16 protein-coding genes and 1 pseudogene are annotated in these 22,960 nt (G+C 66.0%); 6 read left to right on the top strand and 11 right to left on the bottom strand.

The window, feature by feature from the left end; genetic code table 11:
- Positions 1 to 28: 28 nt before the first annotated feature.
- From RT131_RS17115 to cysD, 5 genes and pseudogenes are all read right to left on the bottom strand, one after another.
- Positions 29 to 565 carry a GNAT family N-acetyltransferase gene (locus RT131_RS17115; protein WP_313173970.1) on the bottom strand — a complete coding sequence of 179 codons (537 nt, stop codon included), beginning with the start codon at positions 563 to 565 and terminating at the stop codon, positions 29 to 31.
- Entirely contained in the window at positions 558 to 3,683 is a 3,126-nt protein-coding gene (locus RT131_RS17110) for an efflux RND transporter permease subunit (protein ID WP_313173969.1), read from the bottom strand. The genes RT131_RS17115 and RT131_RS17110 overlap by 8 nt, the downstream gene beginning before the upstream one ends.
- The gene (locus tag RT131_RS17105; protein ID WP_313173968.1) at positions 3,680 to 4,798 is read right to left on the bottom strand and encodes an efflux RND transporter periplasmic adaptor subunit; all 1,119 of its coding nucleotides are present in this window, start codon (positions 4,796 to 4,798) and stop codon (positions 3,680 to 3,682) included. The genes RT131_RS17110 and RT131_RS17105 overlap by 4 nt, the downstream gene beginning before the upstream one ends.
- A gap of 371 nt (positions 4,799 to 5,169) precedes the next feature.
- A pseudogene (cysN, locus tag RT131_RS17100) lies at positions 5,170 to 7,029 on the bottom strand (sulfate adenylyltransferase subunit CysN); the annotation flags it as partial.
- Between the two features lie 17 nt (positions 7,030 to 7,046).
- On the bottom strand, positions 7,047 to 7,955 hold the full coding sequence (gene cysD / locus RT131_RS17095) for a sulfate adenylyltransferase subunit CysD (RefSeq protein WP_312914246.1): 909 nt from the start codon (positions 7,953 to 7,955) through the stop codon (positions 7,047 to 7,049).
- Between the two features lie 194 nt (positions 7,956 to 8,149).
- Here cysD and RT131_RS17090 point away from each other — a divergent pair, with 194 nt between their 5' ends.
- The 3 genes from RT131_RS17090 (at position 8,150) to RT131_RS17080 (ending at position 12,508) form a co-directional block, all read left to right on the top strand.
- Entirely contained in the window at positions 8,150 to 9,988 is a 1,839-nt protein-coding gene (locus RT131_RS17090) for an assimilatory sulfite reductase (NADPH) flavoprotein subunit (RefSeq protein ID WP_313173967.1), read from the top strand.
- 85 nt (positions 9,989 to 10,073) lie between these two features.
- The gene (gene cysI / locus RT131_RS17085) at positions 10,074 to 11,780 is read left to right on the top strand and encodes an assimilatory sulfite reductase (NADPH) hemoprotein subunit (protein ID WP_313173966.1); all 1,707 of its coding nucleotides are present in this window, start codon (positions 10,074 to 10,076) and stop codon (positions 11,778 to 11,780) included.
- Complete coding sequence (locus RT131_RS17080) at positions 11,777 to 12,508, top strand: phosphoadenylyl-sulfate reductase (RefSeq protein WP_313173965.1); 732 nt, start codon at positions 11,777 to 11,779, stop codon at positions 12,506 to 12,508. The genes cysI and RT131_RS17080 overlap by 4 nt, the downstream gene beginning before the upstream one ends.
- 397 nt (positions 12,509 to 12,905) lie before the next feature.
- Here RT131_RS17080 and RT131_RS17075 read toward each other — a convergent pair whose 3' ends face one another.
- The 5 genes from RT131_RS17075 to RT131_RS17055 form a co-directional block, all read right to left on the bottom strand.
- Positions 12,906 to 13,337 carry a BLUF domain-containing protein gene (locus RT131_RS17075; protein WP_313173964.1) on the bottom strand — a complete coding sequence of 144 codons (432 nt, stop codon included), beginning with the start codon at positions 13,335 to 13,337 and terminating at the stop codon, positions 12,906 to 12,908.
- A gap of 82 nt (positions 13,338 to 13,419) precedes the next feature.
- On the bottom strand, positions 13,420 to 15,480 hold the full coding sequence (locus RT131_RS17070) for a TonB-dependent copper receptor (protein ID WP_313173963.1): 2,061 nt from the start codon (positions 15,478 to 15,480) through the stop codon (positions 13,420 to 13,422).
- Between the two features lie 68 nt (positions 15,481 to 15,548).
- Positions 15,549 to 16,004 carry a hypothetical protein gene (locus tag RT131_RS17065; protein ID WP_313173962.1) on the bottom strand — a complete coding sequence of 152 codons (456 nt, stop codon included), beginning with the start codon at positions 16,002 to 16,004 and terminating at the stop codon, positions 15,549 to 15,551.
- Between the two features lie 275 nt (positions 16,005 to 16,279).
- Positions 16,280 to 16,996, bottom strand: coding sequence for an alpha/beta hydrolase (locus RT131_RS17060; protein WP_313173961.1), 717 nt, complete (start codon positions 16,994 to 16,996; stop codon positions 16,280 to 16,282).
- Positions 16,997 to 17,001: 5 nt separating this feature from the next.
- Entirely contained in the window at positions 17,002 to 17,985 is a 984-nt protein-coding gene (locus RT131_RS17055; protein ID WP_313173960.1) for a LysR family transcriptional regulator, read from the bottom strand.
- Positions 17,986 to 18,164: 179 nt separating this feature from the next.
- Here RT131_RS17055 and cysG point away from each other — a divergent pair, with 179 nt between their 5' ends.
- The 3 genes from cysG (at position 18,165) to RT131_RS17040 (ending at position 21,357) form a co-directional block, all read left to right on the top strand.
- Entirely contained in the window at positions 18,165 to 19,616 is a 1,452-nt protein-coding gene (gene cysG / locus RT131_RS17050; protein ID WP_313173959.1) for a siroheme synthase CysG, read from the top strand.
- A gap of 20 nt (positions 19,617 to 19,636) precedes the next feature.
- Positions 19,637 to 20,596, top strand: a complete 960-nt coding sequence (gene cysK / locus RT131_RS17045) for a cysteine synthase A (RefSeq protein ID WP_313173958.1) — start codon at positions 19,637 to 19,639, stop codon at positions 20,594 to 20,596.
- A gap of 170 nt (positions 20,597 to 20,766) precedes the next feature.
- The gene (locus RT131_RS17040; protein WP_313173957.1) at positions 20,767 to 21,357 is read left to right on the top strand and encodes an O-acetyl-ADP-ribose deacetylase; all 591 of its coding nucleotides are present in this window, start codon (positions 20,767 to 20,769) and stop codon (positions 21,355 to 21,357) included.
- Between the two features lie 183 nt (positions 21,358 to 21,540).
- Here RT131_RS17040 and RT131_RS17035 read toward each other — a convergent pair whose 3' ends face one another.
- On the bottom strand, positions 21,541 to 22,848 hold the full coding sequence (locus RT131_RS17035; protein ID WP_313173956.1) for a M1 family metallopeptidase: 1,308 nt from the start codon (positions 22,846 to 22,848) through the stop codon (positions 21,541 to 21,543).
- Between the last annotated feature and the right edge of the window lie 112 nt (positions 22,849 to 22,960).

Here is a 22,960-nt window from a genome sequence, read left to right as displayed (position 1 = left end):
CACGATTAGACCCGGTTGTGCAGGGCCGTCACGCCAAAAGCGGCAAAGTCCTAAGCCGCGCGAAACAACGCATGTCGTGCAGCTGGCCGTCCTTGAACACCGATTGCCGCTCGGTGCCTTCCTCGTTGAATCCGTTCTTCAACAGCACCCGCGCCGAACGCGGATTGCTGGCCATCACCTGCGCGGACAGCCGCGCCAGGCCAAGCTCTTCCATCACCCAGGGGGCATAGGCAGCGACCACCTCGGTCATCAGGCCCTGGCCCCAATGGCGCTGCCCCAGCCAATAGCCCAGCGCTGCCGAATAGCGGCGCTCGTTGCGGCCCTGGCTGACGCCGATGCCGCCGCAGGCGTGGCCATCGATGACCAGGGCAAACACGCTGCGATCCAGTTCGATCACTTCGCCGGCCAGGAAGGCCAGCGCATCGGCGCGGGTATAGGGATAGGGAAAGCGTGTGCTCAGCCCCCGCGATACCGCCGCATCGTTGGCGTGGGCCAGCAGCGTGTCCACGTCCCCGGGCTGCCAGGGACGCAACTGGACACGGCCGCCGGCCAGCAACTCACGCATGGCCGCCCACCGACGGGGTCTCCGCCTCAAGCCGGTTCAGCGCGTTGGCCACGGTTTCCGGCGACTTGGTGTACGGCGCCAGCAGCGCATAGAACGCCGGCACCACGAACAGCGACAGGAAGGTGGACACGCTGACGCCGAAGATCACCACGATGCCGATGGTGGCACGGCTGGCTGAACCGGGGCCGCCAGCGACCACCAGCGGGATGGCGCCCACCACGGTGGCGATCGAGGTCATCAGGATCGGCCGCAGGCGCACCATCGACGATTCGACGATGGCCTGGTGCACGCTGCGCCCTTCATCCCGCAGCTGGTTGGCGAACTCGACGATCAGGATGCCGTTCTTTGCCGCCAGGCCCACCAGCATGACGATGCCGATCTGGCTGAACAGGTTGAGCGTGCCACCACTCAGGTACAGGCCAACAAAGGCGCCAAGCACGCCCAGCGGCACGGTCAGCATGATCACCAGCGGATGGATGAAGCTCTCGAACTGCGCGGCCAGCACCAGATACACCACCAGCAGTGCCATCGCGAAGGTCAACAGCACCGCACCACCCGCGCTCTGGTATTCACGCGATTCGCCCTTCCAGTCGATCTGCGCGTACTCGGGCAGCTCTTCGGCGGCCACCTGCTGCGCCCAGGCAATGGTTTCGCCCAGAGTGTGGCCGGGCGCGACATTGGCGCTGATGGTGATCGAGCGCAGGCGGTTGAAGCGATTGAGGCTGCCGGCCTCGGCCACTTCGCTGAGCGTGACCAGGTTGGACAGCGGCACCAGTTCACCGGAGCGCGCGCGCACCTGGATGGCCGACAGGTCGGCCGGCGAGGCGCGGCCTTCACGGCCGGCCTGCACCAGTACGTCGTACTCCTCGCCGTTGTCGACGAAGGTGGTGACGCGGCGCGAGCCCATCATGGTTTCCAGCGCGCGGCCGATGTCGGTGACCGAGATGCCAAGGTCGGCCGCACGCTGGCGGTCGATGTTGACCCGCATCTGAGGCCGGGTTTCCTTGTAGTCCGAATCGGCGCCCACCAGGCCTGGATAGTCGGCCATGCGTGCCAGCAGGCGGTCACGCCACTGCGCGATCTCGGCGTACTCCGGGCCACCGAGCACGATCTGGAACGGCTGGCCCATGCTGCGGACCAGGCCGCCACCGACCATGGTGCGCACGCGCACGCCGCTGAGGTCGTTCAACTCCTTCTGCAGCGCGGTGGCCACGTCGCTGGTGGCCTCGCTGCGCTCACGCCAGGGCTGCAGGAACACGCTGATGCGGCCGGTATGCATTTCCTCGCTGTTGCCCCAACCGCCTGGCACACGCGGGTTGGCGCGGACAATCGGCTCCTCCGGGCCGACAAAGGCGGAGACGATCTTCTCCACCTGCTGTACCTGGCCGACGGTGTAATCGAAGCCTGCACCTTCCGGGCCGTCGATCATGATCTGGAACGAGCCCCGGTCCTCGGCCGGTGCCAGTTCCGACGGAATCAGCTTGAACAGGCCCCAGCTGGCACCCAGCGCGGCCAGCATCACCAGCCCGAACACCCAGCTGCGCTGCACATGCCGGTCCAGCACCCGCCCATACGCACCCGACAAGCGTTCCAGCTGGCGGTTGATGAAGCCATGCAGGCGGCTGACCTTCTGCTCGCTGTGCGGCTTGAGCAGCTTGGACGCCATCATCGGCGTCAGCGTCAACGCGACGAAGGCCGACAAGGCCACCGCCGCCGCCAGCGCTACCGCCAGCTCGCGGAACAACCGGCCGGTATTGCCCTCCAGGAAACCCACCGGCAGGAACACCGCCACCAGTACCGCGGTGGTCGCGATCACCGCGAACGCCACCTGCGCGGTGCCGCGCTTGGCGGCCACCAGTGGCGGCTCGCCCAGATCGATGCGGCGCTGCACGTTCTCGACCACGACGATGGCGTCATCCACCACCAGGCCGATACACAGCACCAGCGCCAGCAGGGTGAACAGGTTGATCGAGAAGCCAAACGCAAACAGCGCGATGAAGGCCGCGACCAGGCACACCGGCACCGTCACCGCCGGAATCAGTGCCGCGCGCAGGCTGCCCAGGAACAGCCAGATCACCACCAGCACCAGGATCATCGCTTCGACCAGGGTGGCGTAGACGCGCTCCACCGCCGCCTCGATGAAGGTGGTGTTGTCGAAGGCGACGAAGATCTGCGTGCCCTTGGGCAGGGTCTGGGCAATGCGCTCGGCCTCGGCGCGGGTGTCGCGCGCCACGTCCAGGGCATTGGCGGTGGAGGTCTTGACGATGCCCAGGCCGATGCCCGGCTCACCGTTGCTGCGGTAATAGGCACGGCGTTCGGACGAGGCCAGTTCCACCTTGGCCACATCGCCCAGGCGCACCACATAGCCGTCATTGCCCTTGCCCAGCGGAATGCTGGCAAAGTCGGCCGGGGCCACGTAGCTGCGCTCCACGCGCAGGGTGAAATCACGGTCGGCCGATTCGATGCGGCCGGCCGGCAATTCCACGTTCTCGTTGCGCAGCGCGGTTTCCACCTCGTTGACGGTCAGCCCGCGCGCGGCCAGCTGGTCGCGGTCCAGCCATACCCGCATGGCGTAGCGCTGGCGGCCGCCGATGCGTACCTGGGCCACGCCGTCGATGCTGGAGAAACGGTCCACCACATAGCGGTCGGCGTAGTCGCTGAGCTCCAGCGTGTCCATCGACGAGGACGCCATGTTGAACCAGATGATCGGGTCGGCATCGCTCTCGACCTTGGCGATTTCCGGCGGCCGCGCTTCTTCCGGCATGCGGTCGGCAACGCGGCTGACCGCGTCGCGCACGTCATTGGCGGCCGCTTCGATATCGCGGTTGGCGGTGAACTCGATGCTCACCGAGGCGCGACCGTTGGTGCTGCGCGCATTGATGGTGTCGATGCCTTCGATACCGGCCAGCGCGTCTTCCAGCACCTGGGTGACGCGGCTTTCGATCACCGCCGCCGAGGCGCCGGTGTAATCCACCGACACCGAGACGATGGGCGGATCGATGGCCGGCAGCTCGCGCAGGGTCAGGCGGTTGAACGACATGATGCCCAGTACCAGCAGCAACAGGCTCATCACCACGGCCAGTACCGGCCGCTTGATGGAAAGATCGGACAGCTTCATCCGGCGCTCGCCGTCTTGGCCGGGGCCGACGCTTCCGCAGCCTTCTCACCAGCGGCAGCCTCGGCGGCCTTGACCGGCTTCTCATCCTGGATGCGGATGCCCGGGCGCAGCTTGCCGGTGCCGTCCACCACGATGCGCTCGCCGGCCTTCAGGCCCTCGACGATCTCCACCACGCCCGCCCGGCGGGTGCCGGTCTTGACGTCGGCGCGCTCCACGCTTTCATCGTCCTTGACCCGGAACACATAGGAGTCGCGGCCCACCTGCACCACGGCGATCTCGGGGATCACCAGCGCGTCGCGCTCGGGGCGGTACAGGCGCACGTCCAGCAACATGCCCGGGCGCAGCGCGTGGTCGCCATTGTCGAAATCGGCACGCACGGTGATGGCGCGGCTGCCCGGGTCGACGCGGGCATCGATGGTGCTGACCGCACCTTCGAAATTGCGGCCCGGGTAGGCAATGCTGCTGCCGCTGACCTTGTCGCCGATCTGCAGCGAGGACAGCTGCGCTTCCGGCACCTGGAAGTCCACGTGCATGCGCGAGATGTCGTCCAGGGTGGCGATGGCGGTGGTCGGCGTGACCAGCGAGCCGGGGCTGACCTGGCGGATACCCAATACGCCAGCGAATGGCGCGCGTACCTGGCGGTCGACGATATCGGCGCGCATCTGCTGCACGCGGGCCTCGGCGGCATCGCGGATGGACTGCTGGGTGTCCAGGGTTGAATGGGCCACCAGCTGCTGCGCGGCCAGTTCACGCTGGCGCTTGTAGAGCCGGTCGGCCTCGGAGAAGGTAGCCTGGGCCTGGGCCAGGGCGGCCTGCTGGGCCTGGCCACGCAGGGTCACCAGCGGCGCACCGGCCGCGACCTGCTGGCCGCTTTCGAAATGCACCTTGTCGATGATCTCGCTGACCTTGGCGGTGACGATGATGGATTCGCGGGCCTTGGCGGTGCCATTGGCCTGCAGGGTATCGCTCCACGGCGCGGCTTTGACGACCTGGGTGGTGACCAGCACTGCGCCGGCGGCTTGCCGCGGCGCCTCGGGGTTCTTGCGGTTGCATCCGGCCAACGCCAGCGCCAAGACAGTGCCACCGGCAACGGTGGCGGCAAATCGCCCGAACATACAGAGTCCCATCTGATACACGATCAAGCAGTCTAGCGGTGTCAGATGACGCCCGGATGTGCCGTTAGGGGGGGAACGAAGCTGTTGTAGCGGTAGTGCCGAGCCATGCTCGGCAAGGGCCTGCACCGGGGTGGTCAAGAGCGAAAGCGCCAAAGCGCTTACCCCTCCCCAGCCCTCCCCTCCGCCTTCGGCGCAAGGGAGGGGGCGAAAGCTGCAAGGGCGGCCATGTCCGGGGCACTTCTCAGCCCTCCCCTCCGCCTTCGGCGCAAGGGAGGGGGCGAAAGCTGCAATTGCGACCCTATCCGGGGCACTTCTTCGCCCACCCCTCTGCCTTCGGCGCAAGCGAGGGGTAAAGACTGCAGTGCCTCCTATCAGCGCAGTGCCTGCAACACCTGCTCCACCATCGCCGGCACACTGTCGGTGTCCGCATGCAGATGCAGTTCGGGGTTCTCCGGGGCCTCATACGGGGAGTCGATGCCGGTGAAGTTGGGGATCTGCCCGGCACGTGCCTTGCGGTACAGGCCCTTCACATCGCGGGCCTCGGCTACTTCCAACGGCACGTCGACGAATACCTCGATGAACTCGCCATCCTCGAAGCGTTCGCGCGCCATCTGCCGCTCGGCGCGGAACGGCGAGATGAAGCTGACCAGCACCACCAGCCCGGCATCGGCCATCAGCCGCGCCACTTCGGCAACGCGGCGGATGTTCTCCACCCGGTCCTCGTCGGTGAAGCCGAGGTCGCGGTTCAGGCCATGGCGGACGTTGTCGCCGTCCAGCAGGAAGGTATGCACACCCTGCGCATGCAGGCGCTTCTCCACCTGGTTGGCGACGGTGGATTTGCCGGCACCGGACAGGCCGGTGAACCAGAGCACCCGCGGCTGCTGGCCCTTGATCCGCGCCCGCGCGGCCTTGTCCACGTCCAGGTGCTGCCAATGCACGTTGCCGGCACGGCGCAGGGCGAAGTCCAGGGTACCGGCGGCGACGGTGGCATTGGTCTGCCGGTCAATCAGGATGAAGCCGCCCAATGCGCGGTTCTGCGCATACGGGGCGAAGGCCACCGGCTCGTCCAGCGACAGGTTGCAGTAGCCAACCTCGTTCAACTCCAGGCGCTTGGCAGCCAGCCGTTCCTGGGTATTCACATCCACCCGGTGCTTGATCTCGCTGATATTGGCAGCCACCGTGCGGCTGCCGATCTGCAGCCAGTACGGACGGCCCGGCAACAACGCCGCGTCGTCCATCCACAGCACATGGGCAGCGAACTGGTCAGCCACTTCCGGCGGATCACCGGCAGCGGCAATCACGTCGCCGCGACTGACGTCGATTTCGTCCGTCAGGGTCAGGGTCACCGCCTGCCCGGTCGAGGCGACCGCCAGCGGGCCATCCGGGCCCAGCACCTGCTTGACCGTGGAACGGCGCGCCGACGGCAGCACCACCACCTCGTCGCCCACGCGCACCCGGCCGGCGGCAATGGTGCCGGCAAAGCCGCGGAAATCCTGGTTGGGCCGATTGACCCACTGCACCGGCAGGCGCAGGCCGCTGGCAGCGTCGTGCTCGCGCAGCTCGACCGTGTCCAGGTGCTCGATCAGGCTGGGGCCGCTGTACCAGGGCGTGGCCGCCGAGCGCGTGGACAGGTTCTGCCCTTCCAGCGCGGACAACGGAATGGCCTGCACGTTGGCAATGCCCAGCTGTGTGGCCAGCGCCCGGTACTCGGCCACGATGCGCTCGAACACCGCCTGGCCGTAGTCCACCAGATCCATCTTGTTGACCGCCAGCACCACCTGGCCGATACCCAGCAGGGAGATGATGTAGCTGTGCCGGTGGGTCTGGGTCAGCAGGCCCTTGCGCGCGTCCACCAGCACCACCGCCACGTCGGCAGTGGAGGCACCGGTGGCCATGTTGCGGGTGTACTGCTCATGGCCAGGGCAGTCGGCGACGATGTACTTGCGGCGGTCGGTATCGAAATAGCGGTAGGCCACGTCGATGGTGATGCCCTGCTCGCGCTCGGCGGCCAAGCCGTCCAGCAGCAGCGCATAGTCGATGCGCTCGCCCTGGGTGCCATGGCGGCGGCTGTCAGCCTCCAGCGCGGACAGCTGGTCATCGAACAGGCGCTTGCTTTCGTACAGCAGGCGCCCGATCAGGGTGCTCTTGCCGTCGTCCACGCTGCCGCAGGTGATGAAGCGCAGCAGCGGCTTGTCTTCGTGGGTCTTCAGATAGGTGGCGATATCGGAGGTGGCAGTCACGGCGCTCATCAGAAATACCCCTCCAGCTTCTTCTTCTCCATCGATGCGGACTGGTCATGGTCGATCAGCCGCCCCTGCCGCTCGGAGCTGGTGGATACCAGCATCTCGGCGATGATCTTCTCCAGCGTGTCAGCCTCGGATTCGATCGCGCCGGTCAGCGGATAGCAGCCCAGCGTGCGGAAACGCACCTTGCGCAGCTGTGGCTGCTCGCCCGGCCGTAGCGGCAGGCGCTCGTCATCAACCATGATCAGGCTGCCGTCGCGCTCCACCACCGGTCGCTCGGCGGCCAGGTACAAGGGCACCACCGGGATCTTCTCGCGGTAGATGTAGAGCCAGATATCCAGCTCGGTCCAGTTGGACAGCGGGAACACGCGCACGCTCTCGCCTTGATGAATGCGCGCGTTGTACAGGTTCCACAACTCGGGCCGCTGGTTCTTGGGGTCCCAGCGGTGGCGGTCATTGCGGAACGAGAACACGCGCTCCTTGGCCCGCGACTTTTCCTCGTCACGGCGCGCGCCACCAATGGCCGCATCGAACTTCCACTTGTCCAGCGCCTGCTTCAGGCCCTGGGTCTTCATCACGTCGGTATGCACGCTGGCGCCATGGCTGACCGGGCCGATATCGCGGGCAATGCCATCGGGATTGATGTGTACCCGCAGTTCGGTGCCGGTTTCGGCCACGCGGCGGTCACGGAAGGCGATCATCTCGCGGAACTTCCAGCGGGTATCCACGTGCAGCAGCGGGATTGGCGGCACGCCCGGGGCAAAGGCCTTCATCAGCAGGTGCAGCAGCACCGAGCTGTCCTTGCCCACCGAGTACAGCAGCACCGGGTTGTCAAAGGCCGCGGCGACTTCACGCAGGATATGGATGCTCTCGGCTTCCAGCCGATCGAGGTGGGACAAAGTGGTGTCAGTCATCAGCACAGTCGCAGAGGCCAGGCCCGATATGGGCCACACAGTACCCGGTAAGGGTCGGGATTGGATGGCAAGTGTGGGCCTGCGCTGGCACAGGACGAAATAAACCCAAGGCATGAAGCGATAACCGCTTGTCCTTTCCGCTGGCACTGCGCCGTACCTAGGATCAGTCATCCCCAAACCAGACCGGACCGGAAATGACTGCCGCCGCCACCGTGCCCCCCAGCCCCTTGCCTGAAGACCGCAGGGTCCTGCTGACACGTCTGGTGGACGGCCTGGACGGAAACAGCCTGTGGTGGCTTTCCGGTTTCGCCGCCGGGTTGGCGCAGGGAACCCCTCCCCCTTCCCTTGCCGTCATCCCCGGCGGCCAGGCCGGCAACCAGCCGGCACAGAACCGGCTGACCGTGATCTATGGCAGCCAGACCGGCAACGCCCGCCGCGCCGCCGAACAGCTGGCCGCCGAGGCCGAGGCCGCCGGCCTGCCGGTGCGGCTGCTGCGCGCCGACGCCTATGCCACCCGCGAGCTGGCCAACGAGCGCCTGCTCTACATCGTCATCAGCACCCAGGGCGAAGGCGACCCGCCGGACGATGCCATTGGCCTGGTCGAGTTCATCGCCGGCAAGCGCGCCCCCAAGCTGCCGGAGCTGAAGTACGCCGTGCTCGGCCTGGGCGACTCCAGCTATGTGGAGTTCTGCGGCATTGCGCGCAAGCTGGACAGCCGCCTGGCCGAGTTGGGCGCCACCCGCCTGCAGGCCGTGGGCGAGGCCGACCTGGACATCGACAGCGTGGTCGATCCGTGGCGCGCGCAGGCCCTGCGCGATGCCCGCGCCAACATCAGCGAGACCGCCACCCCGGCCACCAGCAATGTCACCCCGCTGCGGCATGGCACCGTCTACAGCGCCCAGCACCCGTTCAATGCCGAGCTGCTGTCGCGGCAGGTGATCAGCGGCCGCGACTTCAAGGGCCCGGCCTACGCGCAGTACGGCACTGCCGCCAAGCATGTGCACCATCTCGAGTTGTCGCTGGAAGGCAGCAACCTGCATTACGAACCCGGCGATGCGCTGGGCATCGTGCACCGCAATCCCGCCGAGCTGGTCGAGGCGGTACTGGATGTCACCGGCCTGGACGGCAGCCAGTCGGTCGACCATGACGGTCATGGCCGCCCGCTGAGCCAATGGCTGGCCGAGCACCGCGAGCTGACCCGCATCTCGCGCCCGCTGCTGGCCGCCGTGGCCGAGCGCAGCGCGCACCCGGAGCTGGCCCGCCTGCTGGACCCGGCACAGAAGAGCGAACTGGCGGCAGTCTTCGAAGACCACCAGCTGGTCGACGTGCTGCGCCGCTGGCCGGCCGAATGGAGCCCCGAGGCTTTGCTCAGCACCCTGCGCCCGGCCGCCCAGCGCCTGTACTCCATCGCCTCCAGCCGCAAGCGGGTGGGCGAGGAAGTCCACATTACCGTCGACGAGCTGCGCTATCACGCACACGGCAGCACCCACCTGGGCGCGGCCAGCGGCTTCCTCGCGGCCCTGGAAGAAGGCGCGCAGCTGCCGGTTTACGTGGAAGCCAACGAGCGCTTCCGCGTGCCGGCCGACAACAGCCGCGACATCATCATGATCGGCCCCGGCACCGGCGTCGCCCCGTTCCGTGGCTTCGTGCAGGAACGTGCCGAGACCGGCGCCGCCGGCCGCAACTGGCTGTTCTTCGGCGCACGCCACTTCAATACCGATTTCCTGTACCAGAGCGAATGGCAGGACGCCCTGCGCCGCAAGGAGCTGCAACGCCTGGACCTGGCCTTCTCGCGCGACCAGGCCGACAAGGTCTACGTGCAGCAGCGCCTGCGTACCCGCGGCCGCGACCTGTACGACTGGCTGCAGAACGGCGCACACCTGTATGTCTGCGGCGCCATCGCCATGGGCAAGGACGTGCATGCCGCGCTGCTGGATGTAGTGCGCGAACACGGCGGGCTGGATGAAGACGCTGCCCGCGACTACCTGACTCGACTGCACACGGAGGGGCGCTATGGACGGGATGTGTACTGAGGCTTGAACGCTGGGCCCTGATCCAGCACCGGCTTGGCGGCAGCCGCCGCACCCACGACCTCCGACTCCCGATATAGCGAACGCAATGAGCAACCACTCCGTTGAGAACATCAAGGCCGACAGCAACCGCCTGCGTGGCTCCCTGCTGGAAAGCCTGGCCGACCCGGTCACTGGCGCCCTGCGCGAAGACGACCAGACCCTGATCAAGTACCACGGCAGCTACCAGCAGGACGACCGCGACGTGCGCGAGGAGCGCCGCCGGCAGAAGCTGGAACCGGCCTACCAGTTCATGATCCGCACCCGCACCCCGGGCGGCGTGATCAGCCCCGAGCAATGGCTCAAGCTGGACAGCATCGCCACCCGCTACGGCAACCACTCGCTGCGCATCACCACCCGCCAGGCCTTCCAGTTCCATGGCGTGATCAAGCGCGAGCTGAAGGCCACCATGCAGGCGATCAACGCCGCGCTGATCGATACCCTGGCCGCCTGCGGCGACGTCAACCGCAATGTGCTGGTTGCCGCCAACCCGCTGCTGTCCAGCGCGCACGCCACGCTGTACGCCGATGCCGCGCGCACCTCCGAGCACCTGCTGCCCAATACCCGCGCCTACTACGAAATCTGGCTGGACGAGGAGCGCGTGGCCGGCAGTGGTGCCGAGGACGAGCCGATCTACGGCGAGCGTTACCTGCCGCGCAAGTTCAAGATCGGCTTCGCACTGCCGCCGCTCAACGACGTGGACGTGTACGCCAACGACCTGGGCTTCATCGGCGTGCTCGACGCTGCCGGCGAACTGCTGGGCTATGACGTGACCCTCGGCGGCGGTATGGGCGCCACCCACGGCGATGCCGAAACCTACCCGCGCATTGCCAACAACGTCGGCTTCATCCCGCGTGACGCGCTGCTGGACGTGGCCACCGCCGTGGTCACCACCCAGCGCGACCTCGGCAACCGCGAACTGCGCAAGCGCGCCCGCTTCAAATACACCATCGACGACCACGGCCTGGACACCGTGGTGGCCGAGATCGAACGCCGTGCCGGCATCGGTTTCGCCGCCCCGCGTGCGCAGTCCTTCGCCCACAACGGCGACCGCTACGGCTGGGTGGAAGGCGCCGATGGCCGCTGGCACCTGACCCTGTCCCTGCAGGCCGGTCGCATCGCCGACCTGCCCGGCGCACTGCAGCTGACCGCGCTGCGCGAGATCGCCCGCATCCATCAGGGCGAGTTCCGCATGACGGGCAACCAGAACCTGATCATCGCCGGCGTCGCCGCCGACCAGCGCGCGCAGATCGACGCCATCGTCGAAAGCGCCGGGCTGGACCTGGGCAACCACGCACCGACCGCGCTGGCACGCGCCGCCATGGCCTGCGTGGCGCTGCCAACCTGCGGCCTGGCGATGGCCGAAGCCGAGCGCTACCTGCCTGCGTTCAGCGCCAAGCTGCAGCCGCTGCTGGCCCAGCACGGCCTGAGCGAGGCCCCCATCCTGCTGCGCATCTCCGGCTGCCCGAATGGCTGCTCGCGGCCCTACCTTGGGGAGATCGCCCTGGTCGGCAAGGCACCGGGCCGTTACAACCTGATGCTGGGCGCCGATCACCGCGGCCAGCGCCTGAACACCCTGTACCGCGAGAACATCGCCGAGCCGGAGATCCTGGCCGCGCTGGAACCGCTGTTTGCCCGCTATGCCGGTGAACGCAACGGCGAAGAAGGCTTCGGTGATTTCCTGCACCGCGCCGGCATCGTCGCCCTGCCGCCCTACCCCACCCACCGCGAAATCTCCGTGGAACTGCACGCATGAGCGCCCTGCCCAAATCCCCCACCACCACGCCGGTTGTCCTGCCGGATGACCTGGGCCCGCTCAACGCCGAACTCGAAGCCCTGGACGCACAGCAGCGCGTGCATTGGGCGCTGCAGAACGCACCCGGCACGCATGTGCTGTCATCGAGCTTTGGCGCGCAGTCGGCAGTCACCCTGCACCTGCTGAGCAGCCAGCGCCCGGATATCCCGGTGATCCTGGTGGATACCGGCTATCTGTTCCCGGAAACCTACCGCTTTGCCGACGAACTCACCGAGCGGCTCAAGCTCAACCTCAAGGTCTACCGTCCGCAGGTCAGCCGCGCCTGGATGGAAGCGCGCCATGGCCGCCTGTGGGAACAGGGTGTGGTCGGCATCGAGCAGTACAACAACCTGCGCAAGGTCGAACCGATGAAGCGCGCCCTGGACGAGTTGCAGGTTGGCACCTGGTTCACCGGCCTGCGCCGCAGCCAGTCGGCCAGCCGCGCCAACACGCCGGTGCTGCAGCGCCGTGGCGAGCGCTACAAGGTCAACCCGATCGCCGATTGGAGCGACCGCGACGTGTGGAAGTACCTGCAGGAACACCAACTGCCCTACCACCCGCTGTGGGAGCAGGGCTATGTATCGATCGGTGATTTCCACACCACCCGCCGCTGGGAGCCGGGCATGCGCGAGGAAGACACCCGCTTCTTCGGCCTGAAGCGCGAGTGCGGCCTGCACGAGGAGATCTGATCGCTCCGTGCACCCTGTAGAGCCGAGCCATGCTCGGCTGGAGCTTGCCTCGGAAAGCCCCTGCCGAGCATGGCTCGGCACTACAGACACGCTACGGGTAATGCCCCTGCCGAGCATGGCTCGGCACTACGCTGCTGCCCCCTCCCTTTCGCGCAGCGAAGAGGAGGGTTGGGGAGGGGGGCTGTCGGCGCGGAACCCTGGCCGCGAACGATTTTGAACAGACACGCTACGGGTAATGCCCCTGCCGAGCATGGCTCGGCACTACGCTGCTACCCCCTCCCTTTCGCGCAGCGAAGGGGAGGGTTGGGGAGGGGTGCTGTCGGCGCGGAATTCGGGGCGCGGGCCGATCTTGGACGGATACGCTACGGGTAAAGCCCCTGCCGAGCATGGCTCGGCACTACCGGTTGTGCTGGGCCCAGAATGCCAGCAGCTCGCGCAGTGCCGGTGATGCATCGGACTGGGCCACCTCGTCCTGCAGAAACTCGGCCTCACGCTGCCAATGCTGGGTACTCAACTGCTGCAGCACGCTGCCCACGGTCTGGGTGCAGCCCATATGCCACTGACTGAAGTGCAGGCTATCCACCGGCGCGCTGTACAGCTCACGCAGATCAACATGCATATGCGAATTGCGGATGCGCTCGTAGGCGCGTGCCACGCCCTCTTCCGGACCTTCGAAGTACTGGAAGAACTGCCGTCCATCGAACAACAGCACACCCGTAACGCCTGCCAGCTGGTTGTGCGCACGCGCATCGACCAGCAGATGATCCAGGTCGGCGGTACCCAGCCCGGCCACCGCCGTGCTCACGTAGGCGACTGCACGCAGACTCATACCGCTCCTTGCTGATCATTACCGGACCACAGCATGCCATGCCGCCGCTACCCGTGCGCAGGCAGCGGCGGCAACCGCGACATCAGTAGCGGTAATCCAGCTTCAACCAGACGTTACGCCCCGGCTCGTTGATCCGCACCGGATCGGCCGGGAAACCGAAATCGGCACTGCCAGCCAGGTTCAGATGCTCGGCATAGGCGCGGTCGAACACGTTGTCCACGCCCACGCTGGCGCGCAGCGCATCGGTGAAGCGATACGCCGCATTCAGCGACAAGGTAGCGAAGCCTGCGGTCGGCCCCAGGTCACGTGCAACCACATTGCCCTCATCCTCGGCTACCCGATGCTGGTGGCTGGCCGCGCGCAACAGCGCACCCGCCGACCAGCGCTGATGCTCGTAGCTGGCACTTAGGCGGGCTTCCAGCGGCGGAATCTGCGGCAGTGGCCGGCCCTCGCTGCGGTTCTCACCCCAGGCATAGGCCAGGGTGCCACCCAGCTTCCAGGCCGGCGCCAAACGCCATTCCAATCCCGCCTCGGCACCGGCAATACGCGCATCCACATTGTCGGCCTGGGTGGTGCTGCCCATCATGCCGCCACTGCGATAGCGGAACAGGATGTAGTCCTGCAGCCGCCCCGCATACGCCGATACCCAGGCATCCACATGCTGGCTGCGGAACTGCAGGCCCAGGTCCAGCTGCGTGGTCTGTTCCGGCTTCACCGCGGAGAACGCGTTGATGCTGCCAGCCGGCCCTGCATTGGCCGAGAACAGCTCCCAGTAATCCGGCATGCGCTCGCTATGGCCGATACCGGCGTACCAGGTCCAGGCCTGCCCGTGGTCGCGTTCATAACGCAGGAAACCGCTACCCAGATCCTGCTGCCGCTGCTGCCCGGCGGTCGGGTTGGGCATGTTCATCATGCCGGTGGTCGCACGCCGATCCTTCACCTGCGCGCGGTCCAGGCGCAGGCCACTGATCCAGCGCTGTGCGGTGCCTTCGCCCAGGGTCAGCTCGGTGAACACGCCCAGGTTGCTGAAGTCGGCATCGCGCTTCCACGGCGATTGCTGCCAGGTGTTGCGGCCCATGCCATTGCGACTGCGATGGCGGCTGTCCTGCGCATCCACGCCAGCGACGATGGCCACGTCCTGCCAGCGCCACTCGCTGCTGACGCGGCCGCCGGTGGTACGACGCTCCACGTTCGAGGCCATCGGCATCGGCATGCTGCTGGCCGGGTTGGGCGTGCGCAGCGTGTAGTTGTCCATCAGGTGATCGGCGTTGTTGTAGTACAGATTGGCCTGCAGCTTGTCCCATGCACCGGGCAGGTTGCCGCGTTCAAAACGCAGCCCATAGCTGTCGCGCTTGAACGCGGCACCGTCCATGCCACGGCCGGCGTAACGGGCGATCGCATCACCGGTACCGGCACTGAGTTCCAGCACGGTATCGGCATCCGGCGTCCAGCCAATGGCGGCATCGGCATTCCATTTGCGCCAGCGCGAGGGCACCACGTCGCCATTGCCGTCCTTGTAATCATCGGCTTCCGAGCGGTTGCCATTGACCCGGACATAGCCGGGATGGCTGCCGAAACTGGCATCCAGCACCTGGTCGTTGCGGTTGTTGGAGCCGGCCAATGCACTGGCGTTGAGCCGCATGCCCGGCGCATCGAAACGCGGGGTGTCGCGCTCGAAACGCACCGTGCCGGCCGAGGCACCCGCGCCCCAGCGCACGCTTTGCGGGCCCTTGATCACAGTCAGGCGATCAAAGGTCTCCGGCGCGATATACGACAGCGGATTGTCCATCCGCGACGGGCAGGCGCCGATCAGCGTGCCATCGTTGCTGAGGATGTTCAGGCGCGAGCCGCCCAGGCCGCGCAGCACCGGATCGCCATTGGTGCCGCCGTTGCGGATGGCGGAAAAGCCCGGCACGGTCTTGAGGTAGTCGGCGCCATCACTGGCCGGCACCGGTTGCCGCGGCAGCCGCGGGTCGGTCACCCATTGCAGCGGCGATGAAGGAGCGGCGGCGGTGACCACCAAGGTATCGAGGGTTCGGGTCGGATCATGCTCGGCGGCGCCTGCGAGATCAGCAAACAGCACCATGCAGACACAGACGGACAGGCACGCGGGAGTACCCGGCGTGCGGGAAAGGAATTTCATTTGATTCTCCAATACGACACAGCCACGTACTACCCATCGGCAGCGCGCGGCAAACAGGAAAGTTGGCGTTATCTGGAGAGTGCCGGCGGACCGCGCGGCGGATGTGCAGGCCAGCGCAGGCTGGCGGCGCGGAGCGTCCTGCGGGGAGATTGGGGCACAAGCCGATACAGCAACGGCGCCAGTATCAGGATTACCGCAAGCCATGGCAGCAGGCGCGAGGCCATGGTGCAGTAGTCGCAGGCTTCGCCGTGGGCCGCGTGTGGATCGACGGGTGCCGGTATCGGCTTTTTCGGTTCTGCTGCCGCTCGTGCGGGCGCCTCATGCGACATGGGGGCCATGCCGTGATGCCCCGCGTGCGGGTCGACAGGCATCGGCATCACGACGTCATGCACCGCATGATGCATGGCCGCCATCGGCAGCTGCTGCGATTGCAGCCAGCGGCTGACCACCGGCGCCACCGCCATCAACAAGGCAGCGGCAAATGCCAGCAGGAGCACAAAGGATTGGAAACGAACCGAGCGCATGACCCACGCATTTTATCGACCCGGCAAATGCCGGAGTTGCCGCGCAAGGTGCGACCGTTTGCCGCACATCGCATTCACAGACGTAGACCGTAGTGCCGAGCCATGCTCGGCAGGGGTTTTCCCGGCAATGCATCACCCACGCAGCTTTTGTAGGAGCGGCGTAAGCCGCGAAGCTGACTTCAATGAAATCACCGAATCACCTCAAGCCCGACTGACCACCAGCTTCACGGCTTACGCCGCTCCTGCAAGACTGGTCACGCCCCACGGGTAAAGCCTCAGCGGAGTCTGGCCGACTGCAGGCCTTCAACGAAATCGCGCACAGCCCGCGCCGCCGCCGAAGGACATGCCTGCAGAAGGAGATGGGGCCCCCCAATATCCCTGACCGTCGCATGCTTGATCGCCGACAGAATGAGTTCAGCGGCGCCAGGCATGATCAAGCGATCACCTGTTGCCCGCAGATACAGCACAGGCAGGGTGACGCGTTCCAGCAATGTCGATACATCCGCCTGCATTGCCAGCGCCGCACGTTGCCGCAACACAGCTGGATGCACTTCAAGCAAGGCCCGTTCGAGCGCAACATTCAATGCCGGTGTTGCCCAACGGCCCAGCAACCACCAGGACAGCAAGGCCGGCGGCAACGCACGAACCGGCGCAAAACGCGTCAGCGGTGCCAACGGCGAGAACAACGGCAGCGGCGTGCGTGCGAAGGTTGTGGACAGCACCAGGCCAACAAGATTGGCCGGTGGGTCAGCTGCGATCGACAACGGGATCGGACCGGAAAAGGATTCGCCCAGCAGCACGAAAGGAACATTGCCAGGCAACGCAGCCCTGGCCAGCAGTTCCAGCGCCGCATAGTCCAACGCCTTGTGCGGCGGGTAGTGCAGCACGGTCACCGACCCTAACACGTCACCCAGGCAGGCAACAAACCGCGCATGCAGTGTCGCCGTGCCATCAAGGCCGGGCAGGATCACCAACGCGGTCATCCCACCCATCCAATCTAGACCGTGATCGTCTGCGTCAACGATTCCCAGGTTGGCGGCACCGGCCAATCGGCCTGCTGGTTGCCATCCAGCACGCGGCGCAGATCACGTTTGTCGATCTGCGGTGCAAGCACGTGCACCAGCTCCAGGGCGTAGTCACGCAGTACGCGATCGCGTGGCAATACCGCCCAGGCGATGCACTCCGGGATCGACGCCGGTGCCGGCCAGGCGCGCAGGTCGGTGTCGTTGGCGCTTACCGCCATTTCCGCCAGCAGGCCCACGCCCAGCCCGGTGCGCACATAGGTCTTGATCAGGTCCGCGTCGAGTGCGGTCAAGGTCAGGTCCGGTTCCAGGTCCAGCGCGGCAAACGCACGCCGCAACGAAGAACTGGTTCGCGTGGAGGATTCATAGCTGATCAGCGGATGACTGGCCAACGCGGTCATGTCGGGCGCTGCCCCGGCACGGTCCAGCGGATGCCCCTTGGGCACCAGTACCAAGCGGCGCCAGCGGTACAACGGCACGGCGATACCGGTGCTCGGTTCACCACCTGCAGTACTGATGATGGCGATATCCGCATCACCCTGGCTGAGCAGATCCAGCGCATCACTTTCCGCAGCCTGTTGCAGGTGCACGCTCACTTGCGGATACGCCAGCTTGATGCGCGCCACCGCCGGCGGCAGTACGAAGCGTGCCTGCGTGTGGGTGGTGGTCAGGATCAGCTGGCCATGGCTTTCGCGACGCTGGTTGGCAGCGTAGGTACGAATGTTGTTGGCTTCGGCCAACACACTGCGCGCACGGTTGATGACTTCTTCGCCTGCAGGCGTTACCGATTCAAGACTTCTTCCCTTTCTGACGAACAACAGAAAACCCAACTCGTCTTCAAGCTGTTTGAGCTGTTTCGACAACCCCGGCTGGGTGGCATGCACCCGTGTCGCGGCGAGCGTGATGTTCAGCTCGGCATCGGCAATAGCAACGAGGTAACGCAGTTGGGTAAGTGTCATCGCAGTGTTGGAAAGAGATCTTCAGTAAGGAACTGTGAAGAATGTAGGCCAAAACGCTCGCGATACTTATAACCTAAAGTTATCTGAGGTGGGCCGCTTTTCATTTCCGGCCCTGCAGGGCCGGCGCTACGGTCACGGTCCCTACTCCGACTACCTCCGTCACCGCCTTGGACAGCCCCTTGTTCCCCCTGTTTGCCGACCTCAAGGGTCGGGCCGTACTGGTCGTTGGCGGGGGTGCGGTGGCCGAGCGTAAAACCGAGGCACTGCTGCGTGCGGGCGCCCTGCCCCGGCTCGGTGCCCCGGCCTTGAGCCCGGTACTGCAGCAGTTGGCCGATGCCGGGCGCATCCAGTGGTTGAACGGCGACTTCGATCCTGCATGGCTTGATCAGGCCATCTGGCTGGTGATCGCTGCCACCAACGACATCCACATCAACCGCGCCGTCGCCGAAGCTGCCGAGGCACGCCGGTTGTTCGTCAACGTGGTCGATGACGCGGCCCTGTCCGGCTTCCATGTACCGGCCGTGGTCGAACGCGGGCCGCTGCAGATCGCCATCTCCAGTGGCGGTGGCGCGCCGATGGTGGCGCGCCATGTGCGGCGCCAGATCGAGGAACTGTTTGACCAGGCCTGGGGCCAGTTGGCACAGCTGGTCAGCCGCAAGCGGGGGCTGATACGCGAGCGCTTCCCCGAGCTGGCCGCGCGCCGCCGTTTCTTCGACCGGCTGATCGAAGGCCCGTTGCTTGGCCTGCTGCGCGCACGCCAATCCATCGCTGCCGAAACCCAGCTGCTGCTGGACATGGGCGCCGAAGCCCCGGTCCATGCCGGCTCGGTGGTACTGGTGGGAGCCGGTTCCGGCGACCCCGGCCTGCTTACCCTGAACGCCCTGCGCGCACTCAACCAGGCCGATGTGATCCTGCATGATCGCCTGGTCAGCGCCGAGGTATTGCAGCTGGCCCGCCGCGATGCCGACTTCATCGAGGTCGGAAAATCCGCGCAGGGTCACAGCACCGCGCAGGAACATATCCATGCGTTGATGCTGGAACATGCCCGCGCCGGCAAGCGCGTGGTACGGCTCAAGGGCGGCGATGCCTTCGTGTTCGGCCGCGGCGGGGAGGAGCTGCAGTTCCTGCGCGCCCATGGCATCGCCTTTGAGGTCGTTCCAGGAATCACCGCAGCGCTGGCCTGCGCCGCCTATGCCGGTATTCCGCTGACCCACCGTGACCATGCCCAGCAACTGCGGCTGGTGACGGCCCACTGCAAGGATTCGCTGGATACGCTGGACTGGCCCGCGCTGGCACAGCCGCGGCAGACCCTGGTGTTCTATATGGGGGTCGCCGCACTGGCACAGATCCGCAGCCACCTGCTCGGCGCCGGGCTGGCGGCCAGCACCCCATTCGCCCTGATCGAAAACGGCTCGCGCGCCAACCAGCGCGTGGTCAGCGGGCAGCTGCGCCAGCTCCCCGATGCAGCCACCCAGCACCAGGTGCAATCACCGGCGTTGCTGATCCTGGGTGACGTAGCCGCGCTGGCCGACGAACTGCACTGGTTCGGCGCTGCGCCACTGCACGCAACGCCTACTGTTTCCTCACTTTCCGCAAAGACGGCGCAGCCCACACTGGCCGACGCCGCCTGACCACCTCCCCGGAGATTTCAATGGCCCTGTACAACAGCATCCTGGACACCATCGGCAATACCCCGGTGGTCAAGCTCAACCGCCTGGCCCCGGCCGGCGTGGACATCTACGTCAAGGTCGAGTCGTTCAACCCTGGTGGTTCGGTCAAGGACCGCCTGGCGCTTGCCATCATCCTCGACGCCGAAAAGAAGGGCCTGCTCAAGCCCGGCGACACCATTGTCGAGGCCACTTCCGGCAATACCGGCGTGGCGCTGGCGATGGTGGCTGCTGCACGTGGCTACAAGTTCGTCGCCACGATGGTGGAAACCTTCTCCATCGAACGCCGCAAACTGATGCGCGCCTATGGTGCCAAGGTGATCCTGACCCCGGCCGCCGAACGCGGCTCCGGCATGGTGCGCAAGGCCAAGGAGCTGGCGCAGCAGCACGGCTGGTTCCTGGCCAGCCAGTTTGCCAACCCGGCCAACCCCGCCTATCACCGCCAGACCACCGCCGCCGAAATCCTGCGCGACTTCGCCGGCAAGCGGCTGGACTACTTCGTCAGCGGCTGGGGCACCGGCGGCACCCTCACCGGCGTCGGCGAGGTGCTCAAGCTGGCCCGCCCGGACACCCGCATCATCGCCACCGAACCGGCCGGTGCCGCCCTGCTGGCGGGCAAGGAATTCAGCCCGCACAAGATCCAGGGCTGGACCCCGGACTTCGTGCCGGAAGTACTTAACCGCGAGGTCTACGACCAGCTGCTGTCGGTCCAGGACGAACGCGCGATTGAAACCTCGCGCCGGCTGGCCGCCGAGGAAGGTATCTTCGTCGGCATCTCCGCCGGCGCCACCGTCGCCAGCGCGCTGGATGTGGCCGCCAAGGCCGAGGCCGGCGCGGTGATCCTGGCGATGCTGCCGGATACCGGCGAGCGCTACTTCTCCACGCCGTTGTTTGCCGATATCAACGAGGGATCGGACGACGACTGGCTGGCCGGCCTGCCGTAACCGCGGTTACTTAACCCGTCAGCAACGCGAAGGCCGCCTATGCGGCCTTCGTGCTTTTCTGTGTCCGCGAATCGCGCCGGATGAGACGGCAAGAGCGCAGACTGCAGCTGTGTCCGGCGCGGCGGTAGCCATCACATTTTTCTCATACATCGCAATGGAAGATCACGGCCATGAACATTGAAGTCTGGCAGGGCGACATTACCGAACTGGCGGTTGACGTCATCGTCAACGCAGCCAATGAAACCCTGCTTGGCGGCGGCGGCGTGGACGGTGCAATCCATCGGGCCGCAGGCCCCGGCCTGCTGCGCGAATGCGAGCAGCTACCCGAGCTGCGTGCAGGCGTGCGCTGCCCCACGGGGGAGGTGCGTGCAACGGCCGGGTACAACCTGCCTGCCCGGCACGTATTCCATACCGTCGGCCCGGTGTGGCGCGATGGCCGCCATGATGAAGCGGCGTTATTGGCCAACTGCTATTGGCAATCGCTGCGACTGGCCGAGCAGATGGGGCTGGAATCGATCGCGTTCCCGGCAATCAGTTGCGGTGTGTACGGCTACCCGCTGCACCAGGCGGCGGTCATTGCCGCCACCGAGACCATGACCTGGCAGAAGAGCCACACGCGGCCTTCGCGGATCGTGCTGGTGGCCTACAACGCAGCGGCGTTCAAGATCTATCAGCAGGCCTTGGCCAGTGCTGCGCCGACGCAGGAGCAGGCGGGCTCTGTACTGGCGTCGTTTGCGGGTGGGTTTGCGCCTGCGCATTGAGGTTTTGGCTGCTCAACGGCCAAGCAAAAGCAAAAACTACCCCTCCCCAGCCCTCCCCTTGCCTTCGGCAAAGGGAGGGGGCCGTTTGTGCAGGTCGGGCAGATCGCAGGTAGCCGCTTTTGCCCTCCCTTTCGCGCAGCGAAGGGGAGGGCTGGGGAGGGGTAGCTCTTGGCAGCAGGCCCATCACCCCAACTCACCACCCACCCCATAAACCCAGGCATCGAAGAACCCCTGCAGTGAGCGCCCGGCAGCACGCTCCATCGCCTGCTGGAAATCCGCCGTCACCACCGAGCGCCCATCATTGGCCTGCGTGTATTCGCGCAGTCCGCGCCAGAACAGCTCCTCGCCCAATTCCATGCGCAAACGGTGCAGCACATACGCACCCTTCCTGTAGACCACCGCACGATCATCGGCGCTGGGTTTGTTCCAATCCGGATACACCAACGGCCGATCAGCGCCCTTCTCACGCAGCGCCAACACCCGTTGCTCCCAGCCCTGCACCATCGCCTGATAGGTGGCTTCGCCCTGCGCCTGCTGTAACCACGCAGCCGTCATGAAGTTGGCGAAACCTTCGTTGAGCCAGAAATGCTCCCAGCTCGCACAGGTCACGCGTACGCCCCACCATTGATGCGCGGCTTCGTGGGCCATCAAGCCGGTCTGGGTGGGATCATCCAGCACGCTTTTGCCATAGGCCTCCGACATCACCGACAGACCGGCCATTTCCTGGCCGATTGTGTTGGCGACCAGCGCCTGCCGATAGTCGCCTTCATAGGCCAGGCCTGCGCGTGCAGCGAAGAAGTCGAGCATGTCGTCAGTGGCGGCGAACAGCTGCTGCAGTTCGGCCTCGGAACGGTCCTTCGAATAGAACTGCAGGCGCCCCTGCTGTGCGTGCTGGTAGGGGCCGGCAACAAAGCCATAGACAAACGCGGGCACTGGCTTGCGCAGCTGCCAACGGCGTTCAATGCGACCATCACCGAGCAGGCGCGATGGCAGCTCATCGCCAACCGCCGTCGCATGCAGGTTGCGAGGAAGGCGCAGCGCCAACTGCAACGTAGCGCGCTCATCCGGCGCGTCCACCGACGGCATCCATTGGCTGGTGGAGAATATCGTGTAGACCTCGTTGCGCTCGGCGGCGAACTCCAGACCAAAGCGCGGTTCTCCGCGGAAATGTATACGTACGCTGCCTTGCTGGCCCGCGGTCAACGTCGCTGCAAGGCTGATGGTCAGCGTTCCATCGGTCTGCTGGAAGCTGAGCGGCTTGTCATTCTGTGTGACCAAATCGACGACCAGCCCACCACTGTCCAGGACCAGCTGATGCAGTGGGGCGGTGGCGTCGAAGCGCACCAGGGTTTCACCCTGCACCTGACCGACTGCGATATCCAGATCCAGGCTGGTTGCATAGTGCTGGATATCGAAATCGCGTGGCTCCGCAGCGAAGGCGGATGCGGTCAGGGCCGATGCCAATAGTCCCAGCGCAATTCTGCGGTGCATCGGATCATTCCAGAGCAAAACCCGATTGTAGGCCGCCGAGCTTGTGGGAGCGGCGTAAGCCGCGAAGCTGGCAAGGCTACAGCCGCCAAGATGCTTGCAATTGCGGCCAACG

It is taken from the genome of Stenotrophomonas sp. (assembly GCF_032066555.1).
GTDB lineage: Bacteria > Pseudomonadota > Gammaproteobacteria > Xanthomonadales > Xanthomonadaceae > Stenotrophomonas.
This window is presented reverse-complemented; position numbering and strand designations above follow the sequence as displayed.